At 62.6% G+C, this 25,451-nt stretch carries 23 protein-coding genes; 7 read left to right on the plus strand and 16 right to left on the minus strand.

All coding sequences use genetic code 11. From position 1 onward, the window contains the following. Position 1: 1 nt before the first annotated feature. The 5 genes from AC1DVS_RS16880 to AC1DVS_RS16900 all read right to left on the minus strand — a co-directional run bounded on the left by AC1DVS_RS16880 (position 2) and on the right by AC1DVS_RS16900 (position 5,501). Complete coding sequence (locus AC1DVS_RS16880) at positions 2 to 1,093, minus strand: inositol-3-phosphate synthase (RefSeq protein WP_478024942.1); 1,092 nt, start codon at positions 1,091 to 1,093, stop codon at positions 2 to 4. Continuing rightward, positions 1,090 to 1,968, minus strand: a complete 879-nt coding sequence (locus AC1DVS_RS16885; RefSeq protein WP_478024944.1) for a CDP-alcohol phosphatidyltransferase family protein — start codon at positions 1,966 to 1,968, stop codon at positions 1,090 to 1,092. The genes AC1DVS_RS16880 and AC1DVS_RS16885 overlap by 4 nt, the downstream gene beginning before the upstream one ends. Positions 1,969 to 2,102: 134 nt before the next feature. Further along, the gene (locus AC1DVS_RS16890; protein ID WP_478024945.1) at positions 2,103 to 3,152 is read right to left on the minus strand and encodes a ferritin-like domain-containing protein; all 1,050 of its coding nucleotides are present in this window, start codon (positions 3,150 to 3,152) and stop codon (positions 2,103 to 2,105) included. Between the two features lie 12 nt (positions 3,153 to 3,164). Continuing rightward, complete coding sequence (locus AC1DVS_RS16895) at positions 3,165 to 5,039, minus strand: hypothetical protein (protein WP_478024947.1); 1,875 nt, start codon at positions 5,037 to 5,039, stop codon at positions 3,165 to 3,167. Positions 5,040 to 5,078: 39 nt separating this feature from the next. Beyond that, complete coding sequence (locus AC1DVS_RS16900) at positions 5,079 to 5,501, minus strand: putative quinol monooxygenase (RefSeq protein WP_478024949.1); 423 nt, start codon at positions 5,499 to 5,501, stop codon at positions 5,079 to 5,081. A gap of 305 nt (positions 5,502 to 5,806) precedes the next feature. On the opposite strand from AC1DVS_RS16900, the gene AC1DVS_RS16905 reads away from it, so the two are divergent. Next, positions 5,807 to 7,702, plus strand: a complete 1,896-nt coding sequence (locus AC1DVS_RS16905) for a TonB-dependent receptor plug domain-containing protein (RefSeq protein WP_478024951.1) — start codon at positions 5,807 to 5,809, stop codon at positions 7,700 to 7,702. Positions 7,703 to 7,860: 158 nt separating this feature from the next. On the opposite strand, the gene AC1DVS_RS16910 is transcribed toward AC1DVS_RS16905, so the two are convergent. The 6 genes from AC1DVS_RS16910 to AC1DVS_RS16935 all read right to left on the minus strand — a co-directional run bounded on the left by AC1DVS_RS16910 (position 7,861) and on the right by AC1DVS_RS16935 (position 11,386). Next, positions 7,861 to 8,067 (minus strand): hypothetical protein, encoded by a 207-nt coding sequence (locus AC1DVS_RS16910; RefSeq protein ID WP_478024953.1) that lies wholly within the window; start codon positions 8,065 to 8,067, stop codon positions 7,861 to 7,863. Between the two features lie 306 nt (positions 8,068 to 8,373). Further along, positions 8,374 to 8,751: a hypothetical protein gene (locus AC1DVS_RS16915; protein ID WP_478024955.1), complete on the minus strand. Its 378-nt coding sequence runs from the start codon at positions 8,749 to 8,751 to the stop codon at positions 8,374 to 8,376. Between the two features lie 124 nt (positions 8,752 to 8,875). Beyond that, positions 8,876 to 9,688, minus strand: coding sequence for a hypothetical protein (locus tag AC1DVS_RS16920; protein WP_478024957.1), 813 nt, complete (start codon positions 9,686 to 9,688; stop codon positions 8,876 to 8,878). 14 nt (positions 9,689 to 9,702) lie between these two features. After that, complete coding sequence (locus AC1DVS_RS16925) at positions 9,703 to 10,068, minus strand: DUF6152 family protein (RefSeq protein WP_478024958.1); 366 nt, start codon at positions 10,066 to 10,068, stop codon at positions 9,703 to 9,705. 11 nt (positions 10,069 to 10,079) lie between these two features. After that, on the minus strand, positions 10,080 to 10,523 hold the full coding sequence (locus AC1DVS_RS16930) for a DUF6152 family protein (RefSeq protein WP_478024959.1): 444 nt from the start codon (positions 10,521 to 10,523) through the stop codon (positions 10,080 to 10,082). Next, the gene (locus tag AC1DVS_RS16935) at positions 10,523 to 11,386 is read right to left on the minus strand and encodes a hypothetical protein (RefSeq protein ID WP_478024960.1); all 864 of its coding nucleotides are present in this window, start codon (positions 11,384 to 11,386) and stop codon (positions 10,523 to 10,525) included. Before AC1DVS_RS16935 ends, AC1DVS_RS16930 begins: the two co-directional genes overlap by 1 nt. Positions 11,387 to 11,607: 221 nt before the next feature. Between AC1DVS_RS16935 and AC1DVS_RS16940 the strand changes: the two genes are divergently transcribed. The 3 genes from AC1DVS_RS16940 to AC1DVS_RS16950 are packed head-to-tail and all read left to right on the plus strand — an operon-like array spanning position 11,608 to position 15,105. After that, entirely contained in the window at positions 11,608 to 14,088 is a 2,481-nt protein-coding gene (locus AC1DVS_RS16940; protein WP_478024962.1) for a TonB-dependent receptor, read from the plus strand. A 21-nt stretch (positions 14,089 to 14,109) separates the two neighbouring features. Next, positions 14,110 to 14,592 (plus strand): DUF6644 family protein, encoded by a 483-nt coding sequence (locus tag AC1DVS_RS16945; protein ID WP_478024964.1) that lies wholly within the window; start codon positions 14,110 to 14,112, stop codon positions 14,590 to 14,592. A gap of 18 nt (positions 14,593 to 14,610) precedes the next feature. Beyond that, positions 14,611 to 15,105, plus strand: a complete 495-nt coding sequence (locus tag AC1DVS_RS16950; RefSeq protein ID WP_478024966.1) for a DUF6644 family protein — start codon at positions 14,611 to 14,613, stop codon at positions 15,103 to 15,105. A 49-nt stretch (positions 15,106 to 15,154) separates the two neighbouring features. Here AC1DVS_RS16950 and AC1DVS_RS16955 read toward each other — a convergent pair whose 3' ends face one another. Continuing rightward, on the minus strand, positions 15,155 to 15,679 hold the full coding sequence (locus AC1DVS_RS16955; RefSeq protein ID WP_478024968.1) for a MarR family winged helix-turn-helix transcriptional regulator: 525 nt from the start codon (positions 15,677 to 15,679) through the stop codon (positions 15,155 to 15,157). A 659-nt stretch (positions 15,680 to 16,338) separates the two neighbouring features. On the opposite strand from AC1DVS_RS16955, the gene AC1DVS_RS16960 reads away from it, so the two are divergent. Together AC1DVS_RS16960 and AC1DVS_RS16965 are read left to right on the plus strand one after the other, a co-directional pair. Further along, the gene (locus AC1DVS_RS16960; RefSeq protein WP_478024970.1) at positions 16,339 to 18,414 is read left to right on the plus strand and encodes a glycoside hydrolase family 2 protein; all 2,076 of its coding nucleotides are present in this window, start codon (positions 16,339 to 16,341) and stop codon (positions 18,412 to 18,414) included. Between the two features lie 150 nt (positions 18,415 to 18,564). Further along, positions 18,565 to 19,416, plus strand: coding sequence for a hypothetical protein (locus AC1DVS_RS16965; RefSeq protein ID WP_478024972.1), 852 nt, complete (start codon positions 18,565 to 18,567; stop codon positions 19,414 to 19,416). A gap of 113 nt (positions 19,417 to 19,529) precedes the next feature. Here AC1DVS_RS16965 and AC1DVS_RS16970 read toward each other — a convergent pair whose 3' ends face one another. Together AC1DVS_RS16970 and AC1DVS_RS16975 are read right to left on the minus strand one after the other, a co-directional pair. Continuing rightward, the gene (locus tag AC1DVS_RS16970; RefSeq protein WP_478024974.1) at positions 19,530 to 20,537 is read right to left on the minus strand and encodes a zinc-dependent alcohol dehydrogenase family protein; all 1,008 of its coding nucleotides are present in this window, start codon (positions 20,535 to 20,537) and stop codon (positions 19,530 to 19,532) included. A 411-nt stretch (positions 20,538 to 20,948) separates the two neighbouring features. Continuing rightward, positions 20,949 to 21,965 (minus strand): ribonuclease T2 family protein, encoded by a 1,017-nt coding sequence (locus AC1DVS_RS16975; RefSeq protein WP_478024976.1) that lies wholly within the window; start codon positions 21,963 to 21,965, stop codon positions 20,949 to 20,951. A gap of 357 nt (positions 21,966 to 22,322) precedes the next feature. On the opposite strand from AC1DVS_RS16975, the gene AC1DVS_RS16980 reads away from it, so the two are divergent. Further along, entirely contained in the window at positions 22,323 to 23,060 is a 738-nt protein-coding gene (locus AC1DVS_RS16980; protein ID WP_478024978.1) for a class I SAM-dependent methyltransferase, read from the plus strand. 126 nt (positions 23,061 to 23,186) lie between these two features. Here AC1DVS_RS16980 and AC1DVS_RS16985 read toward each other — a convergent pair whose 3' ends face one another. Both AC1DVS_RS16985 and AC1DVS_RS16990 read right to left on the minus strand, forming a co-directional pair. Further along, positions 23,187 to 24,218, minus strand: a complete 1,032-nt coding sequence (locus AC1DVS_RS16985; protein WP_478024980.1) for a hypothetical protein — start codon at positions 24,216 to 24,218, stop codon at positions 23,187 to 23,189. Beyond that, the gene (locus AC1DVS_RS16990; protein WP_478024982.1) at positions 24,211 to 25,293 is read right to left on the minus strand and encodes a hypothetical protein; all 1,083 of its coding nucleotides are present in this window, start codon (positions 25,291 to 25,293) and stop codon (positions 24,211 to 24,213) included. Before AC1DVS_RS16990 ends, AC1DVS_RS16985 begins: the two co-directional genes overlap by 8 nt. Positions 25,294 to 25,451: the final 158 nt, after the last annotated feature.

Below are 25,451 nucleotides of genomic sequence, written 5' to 3' on the forward strand. Positions count from 1 at the left end.
CTCAATGCGCGGCGATGAAATTCTCGACTGCCTGCGCCGCGAGGTCATCGGTCATCTGGATGCGCGGATGCTTGCAGAAATAGGCAGACGCGGCATCGATCGGGCCACCCAGCCCGCGATCCTTCGCCAGCTTGGCGCAGCGGATCATGTCGATGGCAACACCCGCCGAGTTGGGGCTGTCCTCGACCGAAAGGCGCAGTTCCAGGTTCATCGGCACGCCGCCGAACAACTGGCCTTCCATGCGCAGGAAGCAGACCTTGTTGTCATTCTGCCATGCGACATAATCGGATGGGCCGACATGGATATTGTCGTCCTCGATCCGCTCCGCGGCAACCGACTGCACCGCCTCGGTCTTCGACACTTTCTTCGAGGCAAGCCGCTTGCGGTTCGACATGTTGAGGAAGTCGGTATTGCCGCCGGTGTTGAGCTGGTAGGTGCGGTCCAGCTTCACGCCGCGCTTGGCGAACAGATCGGTCAGCACGCGGTGGACGATCGTCGCGCCGAGCTGCGCCTTGATGTCGTCGCCGATGATCGGCACGCCGGCCTTTTCGAACCGCGCCGCCCATTCCGGATTGCTGGCGATGAACACCGGGATATTGTTGACGAACGCGACGCCCGCCTCGAGCGCGCATTCAGCGTAGAATTCGCTCGCTTCCTGCGATCCGACCGGCAGATAGTTCATCAGCACGTCGGTCTTGGAGGCGCGCAGGACAGCGACGACGTCCTCCTTGTTCGGCTCGTCCGCATCGGCGACCAGGAAGGTTCGGTCTTCCTTATAGTCAGCCATATGCTCAGCGACGCCGTCGAGCACACGGCCCATCAGCACCTTGGTGCCGGTCGGCGCGACGCTCTGGCAGAACACGGCTGTGCAGTTCGGCTTGGCGAAGATCGCGTCGGCAACGTCGAACCCGACCTTGCGGCGATCGACGTCCCAGGCGGCAACCACGCGGATGTCGCTCGGGCGATACCCGCCGAGCTCATGGTGCATCAGGCCGATCGTGTCGTTGGCGCCATCGCGATAATGCTCGAGTCCCTGGACCAGCGAGCTCGTGCAGTTGCCGATGCCCACCAGGGCGATGTTGATATTGTTCATTGCTTCGTCACGTCCTTCGTGGAGGCGGGTTTAGAGGAAAAACCGGTTGAATCATGTGTGGTGAAAAGGCGGAGAATTCGGGTCTCGACTGAACGGTGCCAGACGAAGCCGATGATCAGGATCGTCGTGAGTAACACGATCTCGAACCACCAGAACAGCTTTGGATTGCCGAGCAGGCATGCCACGAAAATCGCGTAGACGCGAACATTGGCGCTGAGCAGGCTCATCAGATGCATTGGCCGGACGGCGGCCTCGGCATAGGCGTTCGCCATGCGCTGCGGAGCCGTGCTGCTCCCCAGCGCCTCGTCGAACCGGCGGGTGGCGCGGTCGACCCAGGCTGAGCCATATTCATAGCCCTGCTGCAGAAAATTGCCGCTCGGCACGACCTTGGCGGCAGGCAGGCCATCGCGGCGCCGATGAAAACGCGCGCGCTCGCCTTCGTAGATGTTGGACTGAGTCGCGTGCAATGCGCCGGCCGTGCAGGCCAGCACCCATCCCGACACTGTGCCGATCTGGGTAGCGATCGAAACATAGATGAGGATGAACACCCCATGATCGCAAAAGCCGTCGAGAAAGCGGCCAAGCGGACTCGCCGTGCCGGTCGCTCGCGCGATCATGCCGTCGAGTCCGTCAGCGATCAGCCAGGCGATGCTGAGGAGAAGACCTAGTACCGTGAACGGCCATGCCGCCCAGTGATAATAGGCCGCGGCCGCCATCACGCCGAGGACAAGCCCGCCTACCGAGACGGCATTGGCCGAAATGCCGCGCGCAATGAACCATGGCATCAGCCGCCGCCCGGCGGGATGCACGATCCAAAGGTTGGTGGGATCCTCGATCCGGCGATCGCGCGATCCGCCGGTCGCGGCTGTAGTCATGCTGACGTCACATAAAGGCCTGCGACTCCTCGTCAACTAGATCATGTCGTCAATGTCATCGAAGGACCGTCTAAACCGGGCGGTGCGCCAGAATTGGCACACTCGGCCAGCCCAGGGGTCCCTCGGCGACTCACTCAACCGATCAATGGGTTGACGGGCTGATATTGAAAACTCGGCCCCGTAAGCACCGCCGGATTCGGGATGCCCGACATCATCGCCTTCGCCTGGCCCTTCAGCGACATCATCAGCCCGATCGCCCGGTTGAACTGGTCCTCGCCCGCATCGCCGTTGAACAGCGCATGCAGGGATTTGAGCAGGCTGGTATAGGTGTAATTGAAATTGTCGTTGGCAAACGCCTGGGCCGAGCCCGCCGCATAACCGGGCGGTGTCGCCGGGTTGGTCGGCACGGCATAGACGCCGGTCGGGTCGAACGGCACCGGCGCGCCGGTATAGGCATATTGCTCCTCGGGGGTGGTCCCGCCCGGCACCGGGACCAGCAAATGGCCCTTCTGGATCTGCATGAAGCGATAATAATGCGCATAGCCGCCGCCGACCACAGCATCGGGCGAGGTGCTGGTCCCCTCCCCCTGATCGACGATCGTCGTGATCGCCTGCTGCGCAGTGGCGACATCAGTGACGACGATCGAGTTCCACATCAGGTCAGGGCCCACCTGGTTTCGTGGTGGATCGACGAACGCACCGTCGCCCAGCGCGCCGATCGCATTGGAAATGGCTGCGTAGAATTCCCCGATCGTGATCGTATCGGTCACMGCAAGCGCCTTGAAGTTCAGCGGATCCTCGGGCTCCTCGATTTGCAGGAAGGTCTGCAGCTGAGCCGGCGAATACGGCGCCAGATTGACGGTGAGATCGCTTTGCACGCCACCGGGAAGCGGGCCGGGATAGGTCGGGATGAAATCAGGCTGGTCGATCACCGGCGAGCCGCCGAGCGCGTTCAGCACATTCGACGAGAGCGTCATGTGGAGCATCTCCTCCACCGCGACGGACGAAATGATGTCGGCGATCTCGGCGTTGCTCGCCTCGTTCAGCGAGTAGAGCGCATAGAGATAGACCGGAATGGTGGCATGCTCGAGCTCGACAGCATTCTGCAGGGCGGCGCACACTGCCTGCACGGTGGGGGCCGGGCCTGTAAGGCCCTCGATCATCGAACGTTGAAGGCGGATCATGGCGGTATCTCCTTAACGTGCCTGCAGGATGAGCCGGCGCGCGGCCGCCGCGGCCTTGCCGCCCTTGGGCGGCGCGGCGGCGCCCGCCGGAGCGGCCATGGCAAGCGACTCGGCCTCGACGCTTCGTGTCGCGGGCGTCACCGGCCCCGGCAGCGGATTCTGCAGCCAGGCCAGGATCGCGGCACGCTTCGCCGGTGACAGGTCACGCGTAACCGGCATCGAATTCGGGTCTGACACGTCGAGCCCGAAGGCGAGCGACAACAGGCCGGCATGCGCCTTCACCGAGTCGTAGTCCGCCATGTTGAGGAAGCGGATCATCACCGGATAGAGGTTGGCATATTGCTGGAAGATCGGCTGGACGTCAGTCCAGGTCACCGGGCTCGCCGGCGTGTAACCGCTCCACAACAGGAAGCTAATGAAGTTCCACTGGTTGACGGGTCCGACATTCATCGACGCATCGGTGAAGCTCGGCTGGATGCCGTACACCTGGCCATCGATGCCGTAATCGGCGCCATTGTTGAACCAGCGCGGGGTGCCAGGATCACTCGTCGAGAGCGCCAGCAGGGCCATGCCGCTCTCATCGGTGGGCGTGGGCGCGGTCGCGCTGAAGGTCAGTGCCGTGGCCGGCGTCGCCACCGGCGGCGACGCGGAGACATAGGGAAAGCTGTTGGTGTTGGTCTGGAGCTGTGCCGAATCCAGCGCGAAGCTGAGGCTCGCGCCGACAAGTGGCTGACCCCATTGCATCGCATAGACCGGGATTTCGATGCTCGCGCCGGGGCTGAGCCGATGGACGAAGCCGTCCGCGCGAACAAAGGCGCCATTGCTCCACTCGCTGATCGTGATGCCGCTATTGCCGGTAAGGGCCAGGGGCGAAGCGGCGACTGCCTGAAGCTGCGCCGCCGTCAGCGGCAAAGCGACGACACCCGCCGTCTGCTCATACCATCCATCGCCAGCGTAACCGCCAGTGCCCGTGGCGGGAATGGTGCCAAGCGCCGTTGTCGTGCCCCTATTGTCGACACTGAGCGTCAGGTCGCCAAGATCATTGAGCCCCGCTCCCGGCGCCGTGGTCGACAGGGCGTTGCCGAGATCGAGATAGATGCAGCTCGCCTGGCTATCGACCACCGCCGCGCAGAAATTGATCTGGCCGACAGGGGTGAAGAAATTCCCGCCCGACGCCGCGCTCGCCATGAACTGCCGGCCGATCACCAGATGCTGCGGCTCCCCGATCGCAGCCGGGCCGATCGTGCCGGCAATCCTTCCGCACATGAAATTGGGCGAGGTGAAATCCATGTTCAGCCCATCGACGTTGAACTTGATCGACAGCACACCCGACTCGGCCGCCTGCTGGAGCGCGCAGAGGAAGGGAGACACCGAGACATCGCCCCATTGCAGGTTCGACAGCACGGATTGATAGGCAGCGCCCGCGCCGATGTCGCCGCTGCCCGAGCCGGTCGCGCGGTCCCAGATATCCATGAAGGCGGCAGGTTCGAAATCGCCCTGCATCAGAGTCGATCCGGTGCCGTCTGCGATCCTGACCGTCAGCCCCCAGATTTCCGAGACGAGTTGCTGCTCGGGGTCGAGATCGACAAGCTTGGCAGGGACTCTTCCATCGGAGTCGGCGACGATATAGGCGAGCACGGGATCGGAACTGGTCACCTGCCCCGACGGCATCCAGGCCGAATTGACCGTGCACCCCAGCAGACGAAACGCGGCATCGCCCTGCGGATTGAACCAGCCATTGGGCGGGACCATGCCGTTACCCTCCATGTTCTGGTAGCGCATCTTGAAGGTGGCGTTATCGAAATGCCCGGGGTCATTGTTGACCGTCGAGACATTGGACTGGAACTGGCCGGCGAAATGGAGCCTTAAAGCGTTGAGATAGCTCATGGTGCACGCTCCTTGGGAGGATGGAAATTCCGATCCTGATCAGTTGATGGGCTCGGCCGCCGCTGAGTCATCGTCTTGCCCACGGATGAACCCTGCATGCCGCGAGAGGAATTCGACGGTGGTATAGGGACTGCCATTGGACGCGACGAAGAGATCGCCGTGCGCCGCGACAAAGCCCTTGAACACCGGGCCGCCGACATGGGCCAGAAAGGCATCGGCATTCCTGTAGATCTCGAAGAACAGGATCGAGAACGGATCGACCGGCGGGAGCGCCTGAAGCCGGGCATCGTCCAGAAACGGGGTGTGGACGAGATAGGTGAGCGTATCAGGCTCGTTCGCGCGGACGTCCGACGCCAGCTGACTCAGTGCAGCCATCCCCTCGGCCTCGCAGCCAGGCTTCAGGAACCATTCGGAGATCAGGCTCACCGGCGCTGGCGCCGAGATGGTCGCGTCGTCACTCATGCGCTTCACCCCAAGGCTGGACTGCAAATCGCCATATCCGCAACTCAAACGACAGGATGAAGCACGGGCCACTAAGGGTACCCGTCCACGACTCCGTCGTAATTCTTCATGCGTGAGTCGCTTTTAGTCTTGCGCCGGGCTGGCTCAATCGGAGTTCGCGTCGATACGGTTGCAATTGATGGCGCCGCCTACCTTCTCCGCGCCGGCAATTCGTGCATGTTGTTGCACTGCACAGCGGATTGGTGACGCCCGAATGCTCTGTCCTGGAATTGATGCAATACCGGCATCTATGCGGCGTCGCTGAGGTGATTTTCAGGACTGGCGGGCACCGCCTCACCCTTGGGCTGATCACCCTCACGGCCGGCTTCCTGGCCGCTGCTAAAGGCGCGGCCCAGGAAATCCCAACCGCGGAAGATGGCGCCATCATCGTCACCGCGACTCGCACAGGCGGGGCGGCCACACCGGCCATCACCAGCATCACCGCCGATGACATCGATCGCCAGCAGCCGCGTTCCCTGCTCGAGTCGCTGAATGACGTGGCGGGCGTACGCGCGGTTTCGACCGGCGGCGCCGGCGGCGGCAGCTTCGTTTCGATCCGTGGCGGCGAGCCCAATTTCACCCTGGTGCTGGTCGACGGAATCCGCCTCAACGATCCGACCAACAGTAAGGGCGGTGCCTTCGATTTCTCCGGGATCGATCCCGCACTTGTCGAACGGGTCGCGGTCGGCCGGGACGCAGGCTCCGCGGTGCATGGGTCGGACGCCCTGTCCGGCGTGATCGGCGTCGAATTACGCGAGCCGAAGCCGGGCGAGACTGAACTCAATGGGCGCATCCAGGCCGGCACGGACGAGGCCATTGGCGCCGGCCTCAGCGGCTCCGCGGGCTGGCAGGGTGGTGGTGCGCTCCTCTCCGGCTCCTGGTTCGACAGCGGAGACAAACAGGCGGGATCGAACCTCCGCCGCGCGCAGGGGCTGGCGCGGGCGCGGCAGACCATCGGCGGGTTCGATGTGCGCGCGATCGGGCTCTATGCTCACACCCGGCATACAAGCTTTCCCGAAGACAGCGGCGGCCCGCTGTTCGCGGTCAACCGCGATCTCGAACATGGCAGTGCCGATCTGCGGGCGGTCGGGCTCTCCGCCCGCCGGTCGAGTGGGATGGTGCGGCCGAACCTGACCCTCAGCTATACCGAGCAGCGCGACGACACCGTAACGCCCGCTATCGCGCCGGGCGTGCTCGATCCCGTGCCGGCACTGAGCGCGCGAACGCTGTTCACCCGCTTCGAAGCGATCGCCGACATAACGGTCGAGAGCGGCGCCTTCACCGGCGCGGCTGGTGGCGGGGTGCGACGTGAAACGGGAAAGAGCGACGGCACCATAGACTTCGGATTTCCGCTGCCTGTCTCATTCGCGCTCGACCGGACGATATGGAGCGGCTTCACTGAGGCTACACTGCGCCCCGCAGCCGGCCTGACGCTCAATCTTGCCGGCCATTATGATCAGGTCGCAAGCGGCCCGCACACATGGACAGGGCGCGCCGGCATTGCCTGGGAGCCGATCGCCAAGGGACCCTCGCTTTATGCGCGCATCGGAAATGGCTTCAAGCTGCCAAGTTTCTACGCGCTCGGCCATCCCCTCATCGGCAACCCGAATCTGCGGCCTGAACGCAGCCGTAATGTCGAGGCGGGGTTGGAATGGTCCTGGACAGCCGACACGCGCCTGCGCCTCTCCTGGTACGAAAATCACTTCCGCGACCTGATCGACTTCGACCCGATCTCATTCACCACCGTGAACCGCGCCCGCGTCGTTGCGCGCGGAGTCGAGGTCGAAGCGTCCGTGCGGGTCGCGCCGACCATCATGCTGAGCGGCGCGCTGGGTCATGTCGTGCTGGACAGCGCAACGCCTCTACGCGGTCGCCCTGAATGGCAAGGCTCGGCCCATACGGTGTGGACCGTCACGCCGCCGCTCGAACTCAACGCCGCGCTGCGCTTCAACAGCAGCTTTTTCGACAGCTCGGTCCCGACGGGTCTCATCCGCGCCAGCGGCCATGCGGAGGCCGATCTCGGGCTGCGGTACCGGCTGTCGAAGCGGATCGGCCTGACTATCGCCCTGCGCAATATTGGCGACAGCCGTTATCAGGATGCGGTCGGCTGGCCGGCGCCGGGACGCCAGCTCAATGTCGGGCTTAGCGCGCGGATCTACTGATCACCGCGGCAACATTGAATGGGCCAGCTCTCCGCAATCTACTCGGCAGTGTGATACCGCGAGAATGCTCGCAGCGTAAACGATCGCCACCCGTCCTCGAATAGATCGAGGCCGGGCGGGTCGAGGTTCTTCAGGCGGATGCGCCGAGCGCGGATGCCTTATTTCTTGTGATGCTTGTGCCCATGATGGCCGCGGGTGCCATGGTGGCCGTGCGTCCACTTCGTTTCGGTACACTGATCGGTCACCGTCGCGGAGCAAGGCGGATAGGTCGTCGTGGTCGTGCTGGCATCGGTCGACGATGTCGTGGTCTGGGCAAATGCGGGTGTAGCGAGCGCGAGCGCGAACAACAGGGACAGTTTCTTCATCTAAGGTCTCCTCGAGCTCATGGAGAAGCTCGGCCCGACAACGATCATCCCGCCCTCGGGTTTCCTCGTTCCGGAAATGAATCGACTTTTTGCGCGCCGACCAGCGATGCGCAGGGCGGGATGGATCCAGACCCGGGTGGAGGATCGGGATCGGGCTGGCCGAACTCCAGGCTTGAAACGGCCGCGGCTGCGCCTTGTGGGGTCGATTTCATGTTCGCGCAGAGGCTCAGAGGCGCGAAGGTGTTCCGCGAGAGGGAAATGCCTCTTTCCTCTTCATTGCAGCGCCCGATACTGCCTATAGCCGCACTAGGTATATCCACGCGGAGGCTCTCTTCGCGCCTTCGCGCCTTTGCGTGAACCAACTCTTCGGCCCGCCAGAAGCGAGGTCCGAATTTCGAACGATTTCGACGACGCAGAAAATGGCAGTTTCTCCCTGTTATCGCCACGGAACAGGGAAAGAACAGGGAAGAAAAAACTTTTCGGGCCGTTTTTGGCCAATTTGTTGGAGATATTCTCCTTTTTGACCAGTGGCTTGAATGCCATTCTCCCTGTTATTCGATAACAGGGAGGCTTGTTGGAGATAACAGGGAGGCGTGTTGGAATTAACAGGGAGCCGCCTTCACCGAACAGGGTGGCTTGATTCAACAGCAGCGTGAAATCGGCTTTTATGCKGTTCTTCATCATCCGAGAGAACTGACATAACCACGGATAAGTTTGAATCGAGCGACGAGCCTGATATGCGAAATCGCGGCCTCAACTCCCGACATAACCGCGCCCGATAGAGCGAGGCGGCTTCACCGGCGAAGGGCTATTGCTTGACGCCCTCGAACAGAACCTGCCCCTTTTCGTTGATCGGGTTACGGTCATTCTGCACGCAGATGAACTCGATCTGGTCCAGCGCGCGCTCGCGCTTGAAGCGCGCGATCGTGTGCCAGGGTGCGGCAAGTGCCTTGGGATCAGTGAAGCTTGTCTCGATGACGAGCTGATCCTTGTTCTTCGCATCGAGGTGGATGCGCTCGGTCAGCTTGACCTGATCGCTATAGGTGATGCCCCATCGCCCCATCGTCGCGCCTTCGCGCAGGCCGACCGTGGTCACCACCAGAGTATCGCCTTCCCAGTGACCGATCGAGCTGCCGTTATAGGTGGGATCCGGATCCTCGGGCAGCGGCCGGCCGTCAGTGAAGACCCGGCGCACCTGCATATAGGCCTCCTGGATGATCGTGACCCGGCCCGGCGTGAACAGGAACTCGAGATCATAGGGCTGGGTCATGATGCCCGGCATCCCCGGCGGCTCGCATGCCGAGGTGCGGCGCTCGACCTTGAGCGTTGCCTCAGGATCGCCGCTTTTGATCAGCGCCTGTATCTCTTCATAATGGGTTTTGTATTGCCCGAGCAGCTGCGGGATTTCCGGCTTTCCTCCCCCGCCCATGATGGGTGTCCAGATGCCGCGCCAATCAGGCAGCTTCCGCAGTGCCGCATAATCGACCTGCTCGGCTGAAGCGGGCCACACCTTATCGGGCGTTACGGCCTCCGGCGCCGCCGGCGCTCCGGCCTGTTGGGCAGCGCCGGGAACGGCGATCGACGCTGCGGCCAGCGCCACGATCGGCAGCATGAATCGCATCGTCGATCCCTTCGCTATTTGTTCTTGAGCACGGTGCCGTCGGGGAGCTTGACGCTCACCAGCGCGCCGCCGGGCTTGCCGTTGAGCAGCGGGTGATAGGTCACCGTCACCTTGTCACCCGGTTTGAGCGACGAGCGTCGCCAGCCGCCATGGACGAGATTGTTCGGGCTGGTCATCTCGATCGCCCAGGTGGTCGCGGCGCCCTGCGCGCCCGGCACGATCAGGTGCATGAACGAATGCGGGTTGGTCCAGCGAAACTCAGTGACGGTGCCGCTCACCGTCACGTCCTTGGCCATGTCGAACATCGCAAAGCTGTGGTGCGCCGTCGCCGGCATCGCGATTGCGATCAGGCCCAGCGCCATCCAGTGCTTGTGCTGCATCGTCTCGCTCCTCAATTCGCCGTCGGCACGTTGATCGGCTTGCCATCGGCGCCGCGCCTGTCGCCGAGCATACGCCCGTCGGGCAGTATGATCGTGCTGAACAAGCCACCTTTCTTGCCATCGCGCAGCGGATTGATCGTCACCGTGACCTTGTCGCCGGGCTTGATCGACGTCCGCTTCCACCCCTGGCGGGTGAGATTATTGGGGCTGTTGAGCTCAATGCTCCAATGCTCCGAACCGCCACCCTTTCCCGGCACCTCGAGCTCGATGAAGCTGTGCGGGTTGGTCCATTGGAATTGCGTGACCGTGCCGTTCAGCTTCACCGTCCGCGCCTGATCGAACATCGCGAAGCTGTGATGCGCACCGGCTGGAATAGCCGCCAGCACAAGGACCGCACCCGCGACCGCCCCCGCGATCAGACTCACATTACGCTTCTTCACATCCCTGCCTTCCATCACTTGGCGTGCTCATCGAGCGCCTGCTGGCCGCGATCGGTCCCGGGCAGGTCGGCGTTGCGCGCCTCGGTGCATTCGACCTCGCCGATGTCGCCCTCGAGCACACGGTCCCAGCGCTTGGTGTTGCGCCACTCGCCTTTCCACATCTTTGGATCGGTCATGATATATTCGATCTCGAGCGTGTTGCCGCTGTTGACCAGCTTGATCCGCTCGACGATCTGGAATTCCTCGCTCACGGGGATGCCGATATCGATCCAGTGATGGTCGGTCTCGAAGCCACGGGTCGTGACGACGAGCGTGTCGCCTTCCCATGTGCCGATCGATTCGCCGTTATAGGTCGGCACATACAGGTCGGGATCGGTTGGCTTGCGGCCGTCGAGGTAAATCGCGCGGAAGCTGTTGGTGAAGCCCGCGACCATATAGACGACAGTGGGCAGCTGGACGAAGGTTATCGGCCACACCCGTGTCATGATCATCGGCATGCCGGCGGGATAGCATTGACCGATGCTGTCCCGGTAATTCCGGCCGGCAGCGCGCGCCGCCTTGCCCTCGGCCAGCGCCTTTTTCCCTTCCTCGAAGAATTCGGGATAAGGCGGACCGAACATGAATTTGCTGAAGCCGCCACTCAGGTCAATGAACCAGGTGCCGGTCATATCGAAGGGCGGCTTTGGCCTGGGCTTCGCCAGGTTCGCGGGATCAAGCGCGCCGGGTAGCCCAAGATGCTGCTGCAGCATCTGCGCGCGCTCCTCCGGCGTTTGAACGCGACGCTGCTGTGCGTGTGCAGGGAGCGCCATCAGCAGCGCGCACGCCGCCGCGGCCAGCCAGGGAGCCGGCGTGCGCGTCATGCGCTTTGATGCAGCCATCCCGACCATTCCTCCCCTCCTGCCGCGTCTCCGGCATCGCCCGCGCTGGAGCGACCGGCAAATCGCCAACGCATCCCGCCGATCGGCCGTGCGTCGAATCAATTTTGCGCCGCGCAACCTTCGGAGTCATGTTTGATAATGTCAATAAGGTGTGTTAGCTCCCTGATAGTTGGATACACAACAGCTCCGCGTTCAGCGGGGCACAAACGGGGGAGAGGTTCATGTCAGCTTTCAGGCATCGTATTCGTGCGTGCGCCCTGCTTGGTAGCGCAGTCGCCATGCTAGGCACCGCGCTCGTCGCCGGCGCGGCCAGCGCGCAGACCGTCACAAATCCAGACGCACCAGGCAAGCCGGACAACGCGAGCGATCCAGTGGCCGAGGATATCGTGGTCACTGCCGAGCGGCGAGCCACGAACCTGCAGAGCACGCCGCTCTCGATCCTGGCGGTGACTCAGGAAACCATCCAGGCCAAGGGCATCCAGAATCTGCAGGACCTGTCGCGCTTCACGCCCAATCTGAGCATTTCGCCGAGTCGTGCCGGGGGCAACAGCGCCGCCAATTTCGTGATCCGCGGCATCTCCGGCGGCGGCGGCGCGACCGGCGAGCGCGGTGTCGGCCTGTATATCGACGGCGTCTATATGCCGCGCACGAGCGGCGCGGTGCTGCGCGTGCTCGATGTCGACCGCATCGAAGTGCTGCGCGGTCCGCAGGGCACTCTGTTCGGCCGCAACTCGACCGGCGGCGCGATCCGCATCTTCAGCAAGCAGCCGACCGATACCTTGAGCGGATCGCTCGAATTCAACCTCGGCAATTTCGACCATCATGATGCGATCGGCACGATCAACATTCCGCTCGGCAGCGGCTTCGCGCTCCGGGCGCAGGGCGCCTATCTTCACGAGGATGGCTATGTCAGCCGCGGAACGCAGATGCTCGGCGCCCAGCGCGACATCATCGGACGGGTGCAGCTGCGCGGCGACCTCGCGCCCAATTTCAAGGCCACTCTGGGCTTTCTCTATAATGATTCGAAGCAAAACGCGACGCCCTGGGTGTTCGACGAATTCGACATGAAGCCGGGCATCGAGGGCGTGCTTCAGGGCAATTACGGCGACTGGCTCAACGATTCGTTCAAGGCCGCGGGGCAAGCGCCGCTTGCCGCTTATAATGACCCACGCCTCGTCAAAGGGCCTTACAAGGCGCCCGATATCTGCCTGATCGAGGACTTCAACCCCGATTACGATGACGCCTGCAACCAATATATCAACGACAAATATTGGCAGGCCGACCTCACTCTGGACTGGAAGCTCAGCGATCAGGTCAGCCTGCGTTCGATCTCGGGCTTTTCGAAGCTCAAGCACCGCGCCGTGACCGATCTCGAGCTGATCGGCATGGAAATGCGCTATGAGGTGCTCAACTCGGAGGTGTTCTACCAGGAGCTCCAGCTCAACGCAGCACTGTTCGGCGGCGCGGTCGATCTGGTGACGGGCGGCAGCTATTTCCACGAGAACAGCGAGGCACCCTATAATTACGTCCTCGATCGCCGTGGCACCAGCATCTATCCGCAGAATGCGGGATCCCCGGCGAACAGCGATGGCGGCCTTTATACCCGCCTGATCAGCGATGTTTTCCAGACTTCGTCGTCCTGGGGCCTGTTCGCGAGCGGGACCTGGCACATCGTCGACGGACTCAACCTGACCGGCGGCTTGCGCCAGGCCTGGGACCATAAGGACTATAGCCAGACGCGCTATCCGCCGCCCTCGACAGCCTATCAGACGTCCGACTTCACCGTCGCGCCTGGCACGACCTCGACCACCGTGCACAATAGCGCGCCCTTCCATGCGCTCGATTATCGCGCGACGCTCGACTATCACTTCACCAAGGACGTGATGGGCTACGCCACGGTCTCCAAGGCGTACAAGGCGGGCGCGTTCAGCTACACCGTCCAGGGCTGGACCGCAGCCAACAACGCCACCGGGCCCAATCAGAGCCCGCTGGTGGTGCCGATCCCGAACGAGAAGGTCGTCAACTACGAGGCCGGGCTCAGGATGAGCTTCTTCGACCGGCGGCTGCGGCTCAACCCAACCGGCTTCATCATGCACTATACCAACCGTCAGGCGGCTGTTCGCGTCACCTGTGTCGTCAGCCCCGCCTGCCCGGTCGGCTTCATCCCGATGCTCCAGAACCAGGGCGACGCGTGGATCCGCGGTATCGAGCTCGACGGCCAAGTCGTAGTGGGCGGTGGGCTGACGCTCGACGGCAGCTTCGGCCTGACCACCTATACCCTGCACAACACGCCCGTGGGCGTCACGCACCTCTTCCCCGATATTCCCAAGACGAGCTATAATCTCGGGGCGACCTATGTCGTGAACGCAGGCTTTGGACGGGCGACGATCAACGTCAACTACGCCTATGTCGGCAAGCAGTCGGCCTATCCCGACGATACGCCTGACTCGGGCTATATCCTGCCCTCTTACGGGCTGGTCAACGCGCGGCTCCAGATCAAGCCGAAGGATACGTCGCTCACCATCTCGCTCTACGCCAACAACCTCTTCGACAAGGTCTATGCGAGCTATGCGCAGCGGTTCGGTGGCGGGTTCTGGGATTCGGGCGCCGGCACCGGGGTGGCCGCTGATCCGCGCAGTGCACTGAGCGTCGTTCGGGGCCGCCCGCGCGAGTTCGGCGTGTCGGCCAAATATGCCTTTTGAGCGCAACCGGGAACCGCAGCGATGAATGACTGGCTGTCCGGGCTCGCATCCTGGATCGAGACCCTCCGCCTGCACACCATGATGCAGACCAACGAATGGGCTGTGCCCGCGGTGCAGGTGGTCCACATCCTCGCGATCGCGGCGGTCTTCTCGTCGTCGCTCGTGCTGGCGCTCAGAACCGCCCATGTGTCGGGGATCGACTGGTCCCCGGCACGCTGGGCGCAGCGGCTCAATGCCTGGGTCGGCGCCGGCCTAGGCATCTTGCTGTTGTCGGGCTCGCTGCTGATCATCGGCGAGCCTGCCCGCTCGCTGCTCACCACGCCGTTTCAGCTGAAGATGATGCTGTTACTCGCCGCGATCGCTGTGTTCCTGACGCTCGGCTATCGGCTGCAACGGCTCGATCCGCCCGACCGCGCGACCTGGGCCGAGCGCGTGCTCGCGACCCTGCTCGTCCTCCTCTGGGTAGCGATCATCGCCTGCGGGCGGTGGATCGCTTACGTGTGAACCGCCGGGAACTGCTTCATGGATGAAATTCTCAACGCGATCGCCAACAGCCCGGTCGGGCTGTTCATGGCGGAGAATGGCTGGGCCTTTCCCCTGGCCGAAACCGTGCATGTCATAGCCGTGGTGACAGTGGTCGGCGTGATCGCCATTGTCGACCTGCGCCTGCTCGGCCTCGCCTCGGTGAGCTATTCGGTATCACGGCTGACCAAGGCTTTGCTGCCGGTGACCTGGATCGCCTTCGCGCTCGCGGTGGTGAGCGGGCTCCTGCTCTTTTCCTCGCAGCCGGCGACCTATTATGTGAACTTCGCCTTCCGCATAAAGATGGCTCTGCTGCTCACCGCCGGCTTCAACATGGTGCTGTTCCATATTTTCACGATGCGCGGGATCGCCTTGTGGGACCGGGATGCTCCTGTGCCGACCGCCGCCCGCGCCGCTGGCCTGCTCTCGCTGGTCACCTGGGTACTGGTCGTCGGATTCGCCCGGTGGATCGGCTTCACCATGGCGCCCTTTTAAGGAGGGCCAATCGCGCTCGATCAAACGGCGTGGGATTGCCGCAGGCCGGTCAGGGGTCTTCGCTTGAGTCCGTTGCGCTGATTGCCTGCTCGCGCTCGAGCAGAAGCTGAGCCTTTTCCTTTACGGCGTCGATCACGGCGGACGCACAGGCGAGGTCGGCCTCGGAGATACCGGCGACCAGGAACGCATTGCGCTCGGCCGCGAGCGCCACCAGGCGCCGGTAAAGCCCCTCCCCTTCCTCCGACAGAGTGATCATGATCGCCGGGCCGCCCGGACGGCGGCGACTGACGAGCAGGCCGCGCCCGACCATCTGCTTGACCGTTCTGCTGAGCTGGCCGCGATCGAGAATGATCCGCTCAGCGAGATCGTTGAGCGACAGCGGGCTGTGAACCCCCAGCTGAGTCACGATCCGCCATTCGACCATCGAGAGGCCAAACCCGCGTCGGTACGCAAGCGTGCCGCTGCGGCGCATCGTATCGAGCAAGCCGAACATGCGCGTGGTGAACAAACCATAGGGGTGTTCCGGACGATCGGAATCGTCGCCGTCTCGCTCGGCTTCAGTCAATGCATCCAACCTGGTCTCTCCTAAGCCGGTACCGGTACCATTTTGACAATATCAATAAAAGAGGCGGCGCGGGCGAAACTCTCAAATGACTGGCCTCAATATCGATTGGGCTGACGGACGAATAGCGCTGATCGACATCGAGATCGCGTGAGACGCGATATCCGAATGTCGTCGAACGATTTCGGCGACTTCTCGAAAAACGGCGGTTTCTCCCTGTTATCGGCCCGGAACAGGGAAGGAACAGGGAAGAAAAAACTTTTTGGGGTGTTTTCGGCCAATTTGTTGGAGATATTCTCCTTTTTGATCAGTGACTTGAATGCCATTCTCCCTGTTATTCGATAACAGGGAGGCGTGTTGGAATTAACAGGGAGCGGCCTTCACCGAACAGGGTGGCTTGATTCAACAGCGGCGTGAAATCGGCTTTTATGCGGTTCTTCATCATCGGAGAGAACTGACATGACCGCGGATAAGTTTGAATCAGCGACGCGCAGGAATGGGCGGGGGAGCGGCTTGGGACTGAGCCTGGCGCCTATGCCCCCTATGCGGAGGAGATCATCGTCGATACGCGGTCTGGATCGGTGGTGATCCGGGATGCTGGGGGAATGGATGCGACCTGACGCGTGCCATCATCCACCATTCCTCCTGAAGCACACGAGAAGGATGAGTTGATGGCCCTCCTCAGAATGATGACCGTGCTGTTGCTGCTGCTGGCGGTCACGGGCTTGCCTGTTAAGGCGTCGGCGCCTCAGCTTGCGCAATCGCGGGGGGTGCTCGTGCTCGGGGCCGACTGGCGTTTCGCTCGGGGCGATTGGCCGGCGGCGATCGCTTCGGATTTCGACGACACATCGTGGACCAAGGTGACGCTGCCACATAGTTTCGACGCCGCCGAGACCGGCGATGGCAGCTATTATCGTGGGCCGGCATGGTATCGCCGCGCCTTCGACGTAGCGGCAATCCGCGCCGGACGACGGCTCTTCGTCCAGTTCGACGCGGCCGCGACGCGGGCGGACGTGTACCTCAATGGGCGGCTTGTGGGCCGGCATGACGGGGGGCACGCCGCGTTCCGCTTTGACGTGACCAGAATGCTGGTGCGCGGCCGGAACATGCTCTCGGTGCGCGTCGACAACAGCGCGACGAAGACAATCACGCCGCTCGGGGGCGACTTCACCCTGTTCGGCGGCCTTTATCGCCCGGTCTCTCTCGTCGAAACCGACGATGTTCATATCGACATGATGGACCATGGCGGCCCTGGTATCTATGCACGCGCAACGAACATCCGGGCGGATGAGGCGACAGTCTCGGTGGATGCCCGGCTCGCCAATGACGGCGACGCCGGCAGGAAGGTTCGGGTCGAAAGCCGCGTCCTGAATGCCGAAGGCAGCGAGATCGCACGCATGTCGGCGACGATTACAGTCGCCCCCGGAGCAACCGGCGTTGCCAGACTTGAAGGTCGGCTGGCGTCCCCGCGTCTCTGGGACGGCGTGCGCGATCCTTACCTTTACCGGGTCGTTACGCAGATCGCAGGCGGCGGCGATGCTGTTTCAGTCCCGCTCGGCGTGCACACGTTCCAGATCGATCCCGGCAAAGGGTTGATCCTGAACGGCCGGCCTTATTCAGTACACGGTGTCAATCTCCAGCACGGTGCGAGGCCGGGCAAGGGCACTGCCGTGACCCGCGAGGAAATCGCTGAAGACTTCTCGATCATTCGCGAGATGGGGTCCACGGGCGTTCGCCTTGTCCATTTTCAGCATCCGCAGGCGGCCTATGAGGAAGCCGATCGGCTGGGCCTGCTGACCTGGACTGAGATCGGGATCAACAGCGAGATCGCGGATACGCCGGAGTTCCGCGCCAACGCCGCCGAGCAGCTCCGCGAACTGATCGCGCAGAATTTCAACCATCCTTCGGTCTTCGTCTGGGGGATTGGCAACGAAGTCTATGCGGACGACCCGTCCGTCACACGCGTGCTGCAAAGCCTGCAGGCGGTCGCCAGGGCAAGCGATGCCAGCCGTCCCACGGTTTATGCGCATTGCTGCCAGGCCGACGACCACCCCAAGGCGATGGTGAGCGACGTTATCGGCTTCAATCGCTATTTTGGATGGTACAAGGATCAGAGCGGACAGACGATCGGCCGATGGGCCGCCGGCTTCCACGCAGCGCACCCGGAACGCGCCTTCTCGGTCAGCGAATATGGCGCGGGCGGGAGCATCCAGCACCAGGCCGATCCGCCTGGCGCCGTCGACCCGGCCTCGGGCTGGCACCCCGAGCAATATCAGGCGGACTATCACGAGCAGAACTGGCGTGACCTTGCCGACAAGCCGTACATCTTCGCCAGCTTCATATGGGTAGCGTTCGACTTCGCCTCGGCGGGGCGGCACGAAGGAGACTTGCGCGGGATCAACGACAAAGGGCTGGTCACCTATGATCGCGCGGTCCGCAAGGACGCCTATTACTGGTATCAGGCGAACTGGTCCGATCGGCCGATGATTCATATCACGAGCCGTCTGTACGACCTGCGCCATGAACCGGAGGTCGAGGTCAAAGCCTATACGAATGGGAGTGCCGCAACGCTGGTGCTGAACGGAACCACTATCGGTACGGCGGCGGCAGCGGGGCACATCGTGCGCTGGCCCGTTTCGCTGCGCGAAGGTGCGAACCGAATTGAGGTGCGAAGCGCTGACGGCCCCAGCGACGCTGTCGAATGGCGGTATCAGCAATTGCCGACGATGGTTGCGAAAGCCCGCTAGTGCGCTGCATTCGGAAGTGTTGCTCATTATCGGCCGAAATCCAGACCCCTAATCGGCAGGCTTGATATCTACTCGAAACTACCTGACCATCGGAGGTACTTGGACAGCGGTGACATAGAATGCTCGCCGGTCTGAGAAGGGGGAGATAATATGGCGCGGCCTGATCTGCTGATGACGGCAACCCTGGCGTCTCTGGCGCTGCTCATTACGGCGAGCCCTGCGCGCGCCCAGGATGGTGGAACCTTTGTCGCGCCGTTCAACGACAAGGGGAGCCCGGCGGTGCCGGCAGACAGACGCATCGCCGCGGATGCGCCTGGGCTGCTTCAGGCGTTCCGTGGCCGCCCCTGGTGGCACGCCCTCGCTTTCTGCTCCGGGGTTTACGAGAACCAAGCCTTCAGCGCCGAACAGAAAGGCGATGTGACGCGCGCCGAAGCGCTTCACGAGGAATCGGATCGTCGCTTCTTTCGGCCTGCGCTCCTTCGCGTCATGGCGGATCGCGACATAGACTTCGAACCGGCCAACAATGTCCTAGCGCCCGACATGAATTACCAATCCCTGGCCGCCGAAATCTCGCCCCGGCCGTTCGAGAGCGATGTTGCGCTTTGCCGCGCTATCGAGATACGATATGCCGCGCGCGATCGCCCCGCCGCAGCCCCGGCAGCCGCACCGCGTCCGGCGCCCGTACCTCCGCCTGCCGAGCGGCGTTTCAAAGCCACGGCCAATCTCACGCGGAGCTATGACGGCCAGCTCTATTGGCAGCTCATGATGCGCTGCGCCAAAGGCTCGCAAAATGTTGCCGGCCCACGCGGCGAGCTGATGGGCCGGTTTGCCCGCACCGCAATCGAACTGCTCGGCAAGGATCGCGGCGTGGGCATGGCGGAGGCGCAGAAGCAGGTGATGGCGGCGACCCCCACCTTGGAGCCGATTGCCCCGGACCCGAGCGAAGATCGCGATCCTTGTATTGCGATGGGCAAGCAGCTCGCAGCGGAAGCCTCGAATTGAGATAATGCGGACAATTATCCCTTAGCTCTGGTCGCTGCGCTCGGGATCGGTGGTGATCCGGGATGCTAAGATCGGGACGATGGCACCTGATGCCTCCAGACGCCGCCCTCACCTCAGAATGTCAGGCTCATCTTCCCGAAATGCTCGCCCCGCGCCATTTTGCCGAATGCCGCGGGCAAATCCTCGAGCCCGCCCTGGCTTTCCACGACCGGCTTGATGCCCGTCGCTTCCAGCGCGCGGACCATGTCCTGCTGGTGCCGGCGGCTGCCGACGATGAGACCGTGCAGCCTTTGCTGCTTCATCATCAGCAGTCCGGTCGGCACCTGCCCCGCGCCGCCGGTCAGCACGCCGATCAGCGCGATATGGCCACCGATCCGGCCTGCTTCGATCGAGAGCGGCAAGGTGGCCGGGCCGCCGACCTCAACCACATGGTCGGCGCCGCGGCCGCCGGTCAGTTCCATCACCGCATCTGACCAGCGTTCGCGCTGCTTGTAGTTGACGCCATGATCGGCACCGAGCGCGCGCGCCCGCTCAAGTTTCTCGTCGGACGAGGAGGTGATGATCACATTGGCGCCCATCGCCTTGGCGAATTGCAGCGCGAAGATGGACACGCCGCCTGTGCCGAGCAGCAGCACCGTATCGCCAGCCTTGACGCCGCCATGCGCCACCAGGGCGCGCCAGGCGGTGAGCGCGGCGGTGGGCAGCGTGGCCGCCTGCTCGGCCGTGTATCCGGCGGGCACGCGGGTGAACCAGGTGGCCGGAGCCACGACCGCCTCGCGCGCATAGCCATGGATACCGTCGCCCGGCGTGCGGCCGAAGCCGATGGCCCTGGGCTCCCCGTCCTGCCAATCCGGGAAGAAGAGCGAGACGGCCAGATCGCCGACCGCGAATTCGCTCACGCCTGCGCCGACCGCCTCGACCGTGCCTGCGCCGTCCGACAGAAGGACGCGTCCTTCCGCTGCGGGGAGGTGCCCGGCGGCCACGCCAAGATCGTGATAGTTGAGCGAGCAGGCCTGAAGCCGCACCCGGATTTCGCCCGGGCCGGGATCGCCAGGATCGGGCAGATCGACACAGTGCAGAGTTTCGATCGAGGCCGGTTGGCCCAGCACCATGGCTTTCACTGGATTTTCCTCCGGGAGATTGGATGCCGCGGGTCGTACGGCATTCCGTCCATGGTTCCAATTCTCCGGTCGCGCCCTTGGCCGGGTTGCTGATCAAATCGTCGAGAACGGCCCGCGTATCGGGTCGCGGGCAGCCAGCGCGCCGTAACTCCCCAGATCGCGACGGCTCACATCAGTTTATCCACGGTTTCCAGCTCATCTGGATGATCCCGTCCGGCCCTGGGTGCCGCGCCGCCGATCGTCGGAAGAGATGGAATGATTGCGGCTCACCTTCTTCGACCGGCACCGCTCGCCGACATTCGTGGTGCTATTTGCAATCTCTTGCCCCGGAGCCGCTGGCCATCACCAAGCGTGGAGTGGCTGTGGGTTATCCCAAATGGTGCCGCGATCCCAAGCGCAGCCCATCATCCATCAGGGCGCGGGCATAACCAGGCGACCGCCCGAACATGTCCCCGCTTTGTCGGCCTTGTGAACCAGCTGCGATAAAGGGTCGGTCCCGGTGACATCGCCCGAGAGATAGATGTCGATTTCCGAGATATTGGCGGCGGCACCCGCGCCGGTACAGGTTACGGCAACCGCTGCGGGCGCGGCGTCGCCGAAAGCCGCCTTGACCGCGGCCAGGATTTCAGCGGTCGTGACGGATTGGCCCGCACGCGCGTTCAAGAGCTGACCCAGGGCGGACCCATTCACCTGCTCGACCAGCTCCGCGGCGCGATTGAAATAGGCGTCCGCCGAGAGACCGGAGCAGGTCCCGTGCTTGATCCACTCATGGCGTTCGAGCAGCGACTGCACGCCGGGCATAACTGCGGCCAGGCGGTCTCGGGTGGTTTGCGTCATGCCGGGATCCGGCAATTGATCCCAATGCTTCGCCCCGTCCAGCTGCGCCATCCGAGCCTTTTGCTGCGGGTCGGCGATGCAATAGAATTTCCCGTTCGGCTGGGGCCAAAGCCCGTGGAGGCTCAATTGATGGGCTTCCGGTGACTGCGGCGTTTCCGCCCTGCACTCCGCCTTTTGCGGCTTGCCCTTGCAGAAGGTCGGTTCCCAGCTGAGCGACAGGAGATAGGTCGACAATCCGCCGCCATGGCCGGACGGTGCTGGTGTCGGGGTCGGGGTCGGGGTCGGGGTCGGGGTTGGCGTTGGCGTTGGCGTTGGCGTTGGCCGGTTGCAACCGACCGAGACCCAGCGCCTGAAAATTCTGGTTCCGGGGATCTCGACCAACAGCCAGGCTGCCGGTTCCTTGTTATGGGCGACGATCGGGTAGGACCGTCCCGGCTTGAGCTTTACGCCGCCAGGATTGGTCTTCTTGGCGATCGACACATAGGCCGGGCAGGCTTTGGCCGCGACCAGCGTACCGAAGGCCGGAGGCTGCGCGGCGGCAGGAAGGGCAATCGTCAGGGAAAATGCGAGCGCGATGATCCATTGTTTCATGAGTAGCTCGCCCCTTACGAAGTGAATGCATTACGACTTACTATCTATCCCATAGTATCGTAACCTCATGGAAGCGACAAGTGTAATGGATTTGTCTCAAAACTCTCCAGCATTACGCTTGCTTTAGCAGTCGGAACTCGCACCAACTCCTCAGCAGTCGCTGTGGAAACGAGTTCAGCGTGAAAATCAGTGAGCGGAACTACATATTAACCGAAAGGGACAATTAACCCTATCTTGTGTCGCTGACCGCCACCGGCGCCCCAATGCCGGAACCAACCCCGGACTCATGATCCGAGCCTCGACAAGGGGAGTTTCGCCGTCGTAGCGACAGGGCGCCGAAATCTCGGAAGGGAAAGCATGAACCTCGTCGCGCGCCATTATGATGATCTGTTGGCGACACATTATTCCTGGATGAGCGGGATGAGTCTCGCCGACAAGGTGGCCGAGCAACAGGCGCTCCTTGTTGATCTGGGACTGGGCGACGGACCCAAAGGCGTGGCTGTCGATCTTGGCAGCGGCCCGGGATATCAATCATTCGCGCTCGCCAATCTCGGCTATGAGCCGGTGCTGTCGATCGACACGAGCCGCCAGCTTCTTGACGAACTCGAAGCCGCCAGGGGGGATTACCCGATTAAGGTCATCCTCGGCGACCTGTGCGCATTTTCGGAGTTTGTCGGGCGCGATACCGCCGGCGCGATCGCCTGCATGGGAGACACGCTCACCCATCTGGAAAGTCGCACCGACGTTTCGAAACTCTTTGTCGATGCGTATAAGGCCCTTGCTCCCGGGGGTCGCCTTGTCCTGACCTTTCGGGATCTTTCGACTGAACTGAGCGGACTCGATCGCTTCTTTCCGGTTCGGGCCGACGACGATCGCGTCATGATCTGCGCGCTGGATTATGAACCCGAAAGCGTTGTGGTGAACGATCTCGTCCATGTCCGCGATGGCGACGGATGGACGCTGCACAAAAGCAGCTACCGGAAACTGCGCCTGGCGCCGGCGGCTTTGGTGGCGGAACTGGAGGGGATCGGGTTTCTTGTCGATCACGACAGGGCTGCCGGCAGGATGCACGCGATTTCCGCCAGGAAGGGATAGCGCGGTTTCGGGAGATTTACGGAAGCACCTTGCTAGCTGGCGGTCATGCTATTCTGAGGAGTGTTGGACGACCGCCTCTGTGTGCGTAGCGTGACGACAGATGGGGAGGTCGCGCGCAATCCGACCTTAACGCGGCTCGCCTACCGCCGCCGCAAGTGACGTATCGCATGTGGCATCGTGATTCCAATCCGGTACCTGCCGGAGTGTCGTGCTCGCAGATCGTCTGAGCGCGATACCGATCAATCCGATGCATGCGGTGCCTGCGAACGTGGCGATCGTACAGGATAGCCAGAACATCCAGTTCCAGAATGATCGATAGGGTCTCCCCTCCGCTATCGCTTCCGCCGCTCCAAAGTTTTTGTTGGGAAAATCATACCTGGCCTGATCGACAAGGACGCCGAGTGTCATTCGACTGTGGTCATCGACCGGATGCCAGGCCCCGCTGATTGCAGCTACGTGTTGGGCGACACCAACACGGTCCTGGCGCACATAGGCAATCTGCCCGAGCACAAAATGGGCCTGATCGGCCAGTGAGGGCGATCCCTGATTCACGTCGATGTTGAGGCGCTCGCAATTTGTTGCGGGGTATCGAATGCGCTCGGCGGCGCAAGCCGCAAGCCATGCGTCATGCTGCGCCGGCGGAAGATTGTCGACCTTGGCAACTTCTAGTGTCCAGGTCGGTTTGTGAACAGCTTTCGGCTCAGACCACATAAGGTTATCGGCCGACATTCGTTCCGATCCGTATGCGGCGAGAAGGATCGGGATCGTAAGCCAACGCTTGCGCCATCCCGTGATCGAACCCACCAGGAATATAACCAATAGAGCCCCAACCAGCATGAAAGCCACCAGCAATGGCAAAACCCATTGGAAGATCGGCATGGCGTTTGGCACGAAATAATAGGTAAGCTCGCCCAGCAGATAATGGGGCTGAAAATGCTGTGCAAATTCCGCGGGCACTTCGGCGAGTGCTCCCGGCGACGTACCACCGAAAGACCGCTCTCGTTCCCGAAACAGGGCGGCAAAGGCGCCCGCAGGAGGCTGGACCGCAGCAAATGCACAGCCGGTTGCAACTATCGCGACCAGCGCCATGACGAACGCGGTCCGCAGCATCACCCTGATACGGGATGTCAGCTCGGCTATCATGCGGTGCTCAGGCATATACGTCCTGGCGATTTGCCGACAGCGCATGCAATCGCGACACGCGCGCGGCAATCACGACATTTGCTCGAATGAGCCAAGCCGTGAGAAGGAGCGCCAGGATGGCCGCTGCAAAGCTGGCCTGGAACAGCGCAACGCGGATGCGATCCGGAATGTTCGGGCCAATGAACGCCTCGACTTCTCCCAACCTGGCCGCCGACGCGGGATTTTGCCGACGGGCATAATCGACCATCGTCCAGAGGCGAGAGCGCATCGCGTCATCGGGCCCTCGCCCGCCGGAAGTCCAGGTCGAAAGGATCCTGGCAACCCGATCCCCATCGCCAGCGAACCAGGCATGCTGCGCCAGAACATATCGCGCCTCACAAGCGTCAGCTTGATTCAACAGAGATGGATCGATGACAAGCTGACCGCGTGCCATCAAGCATTGCGCCTGGAGAGCCACTGCGCTTCGTCGACATGAGGGCTCCCGCGCCAATCCTTCGGCGAGCGTACCCATAGGTACGGCAGGCGACAGGACGGTAAGCGTGCGTGGAAATTCTTCTCCGACACGGGGTATGTTTACGAGGTAAAGCACCTGCAGTGCCGTTGCGCCGAGCACAGTCAGGCCTGTCAGCGGCCATCGCCAACGGCGGCGCACGCCCCATATCGCGGCGGTCCGGTCGTTCAGGAACAGGGCTCCTGTCGCGGCCACAAAGCAGGCCAGTGGGAACAAAAACAACATTGGATCGGGTATTTTGGGAAGGCGTCGAGAGAAAAAGGACTCGTGCGTGTTCTTGACCCCGGCGAGACTTACCAACCGTGACGCCAAGTTGCGGTTCGGCGGAGAGAAGTCGGTTTGCAGTCCATATTGGAGGCCGGAAAATGGCGCCAGCTCATCATCGGTGGCGGGCAATTTCAGGGTGCTTGTCCCCGGCACTTCAATCAGATTCCGAGTCCCACCCGCGATCCATTCCGGGACCATGAGACACGCAGCAAGCAGGATGAGTAACGCAGTAACCACACCGGCGTGAAACACGTGACGCCTGACCTTCTGCCCACGGGCGACCAGCGTTCCCAAGTTCAGCGAATCACCCACGAAATGATCAGTTACATCCCAGCTATTCGAGTATCGTTAAGGCAGAGACTTAAGCGTCCACATGCTTGCCCTCGCTACGCTCACGCGCACGTATTTCGGCCCGTTGCTCTTGGTCGGGTTTCCAATTCTCCAACCCCGCGCTATCCTCCTGTCCAACG

Source organism: Sphingomonas sp. P3_C5, assembly GCF_056402635.1.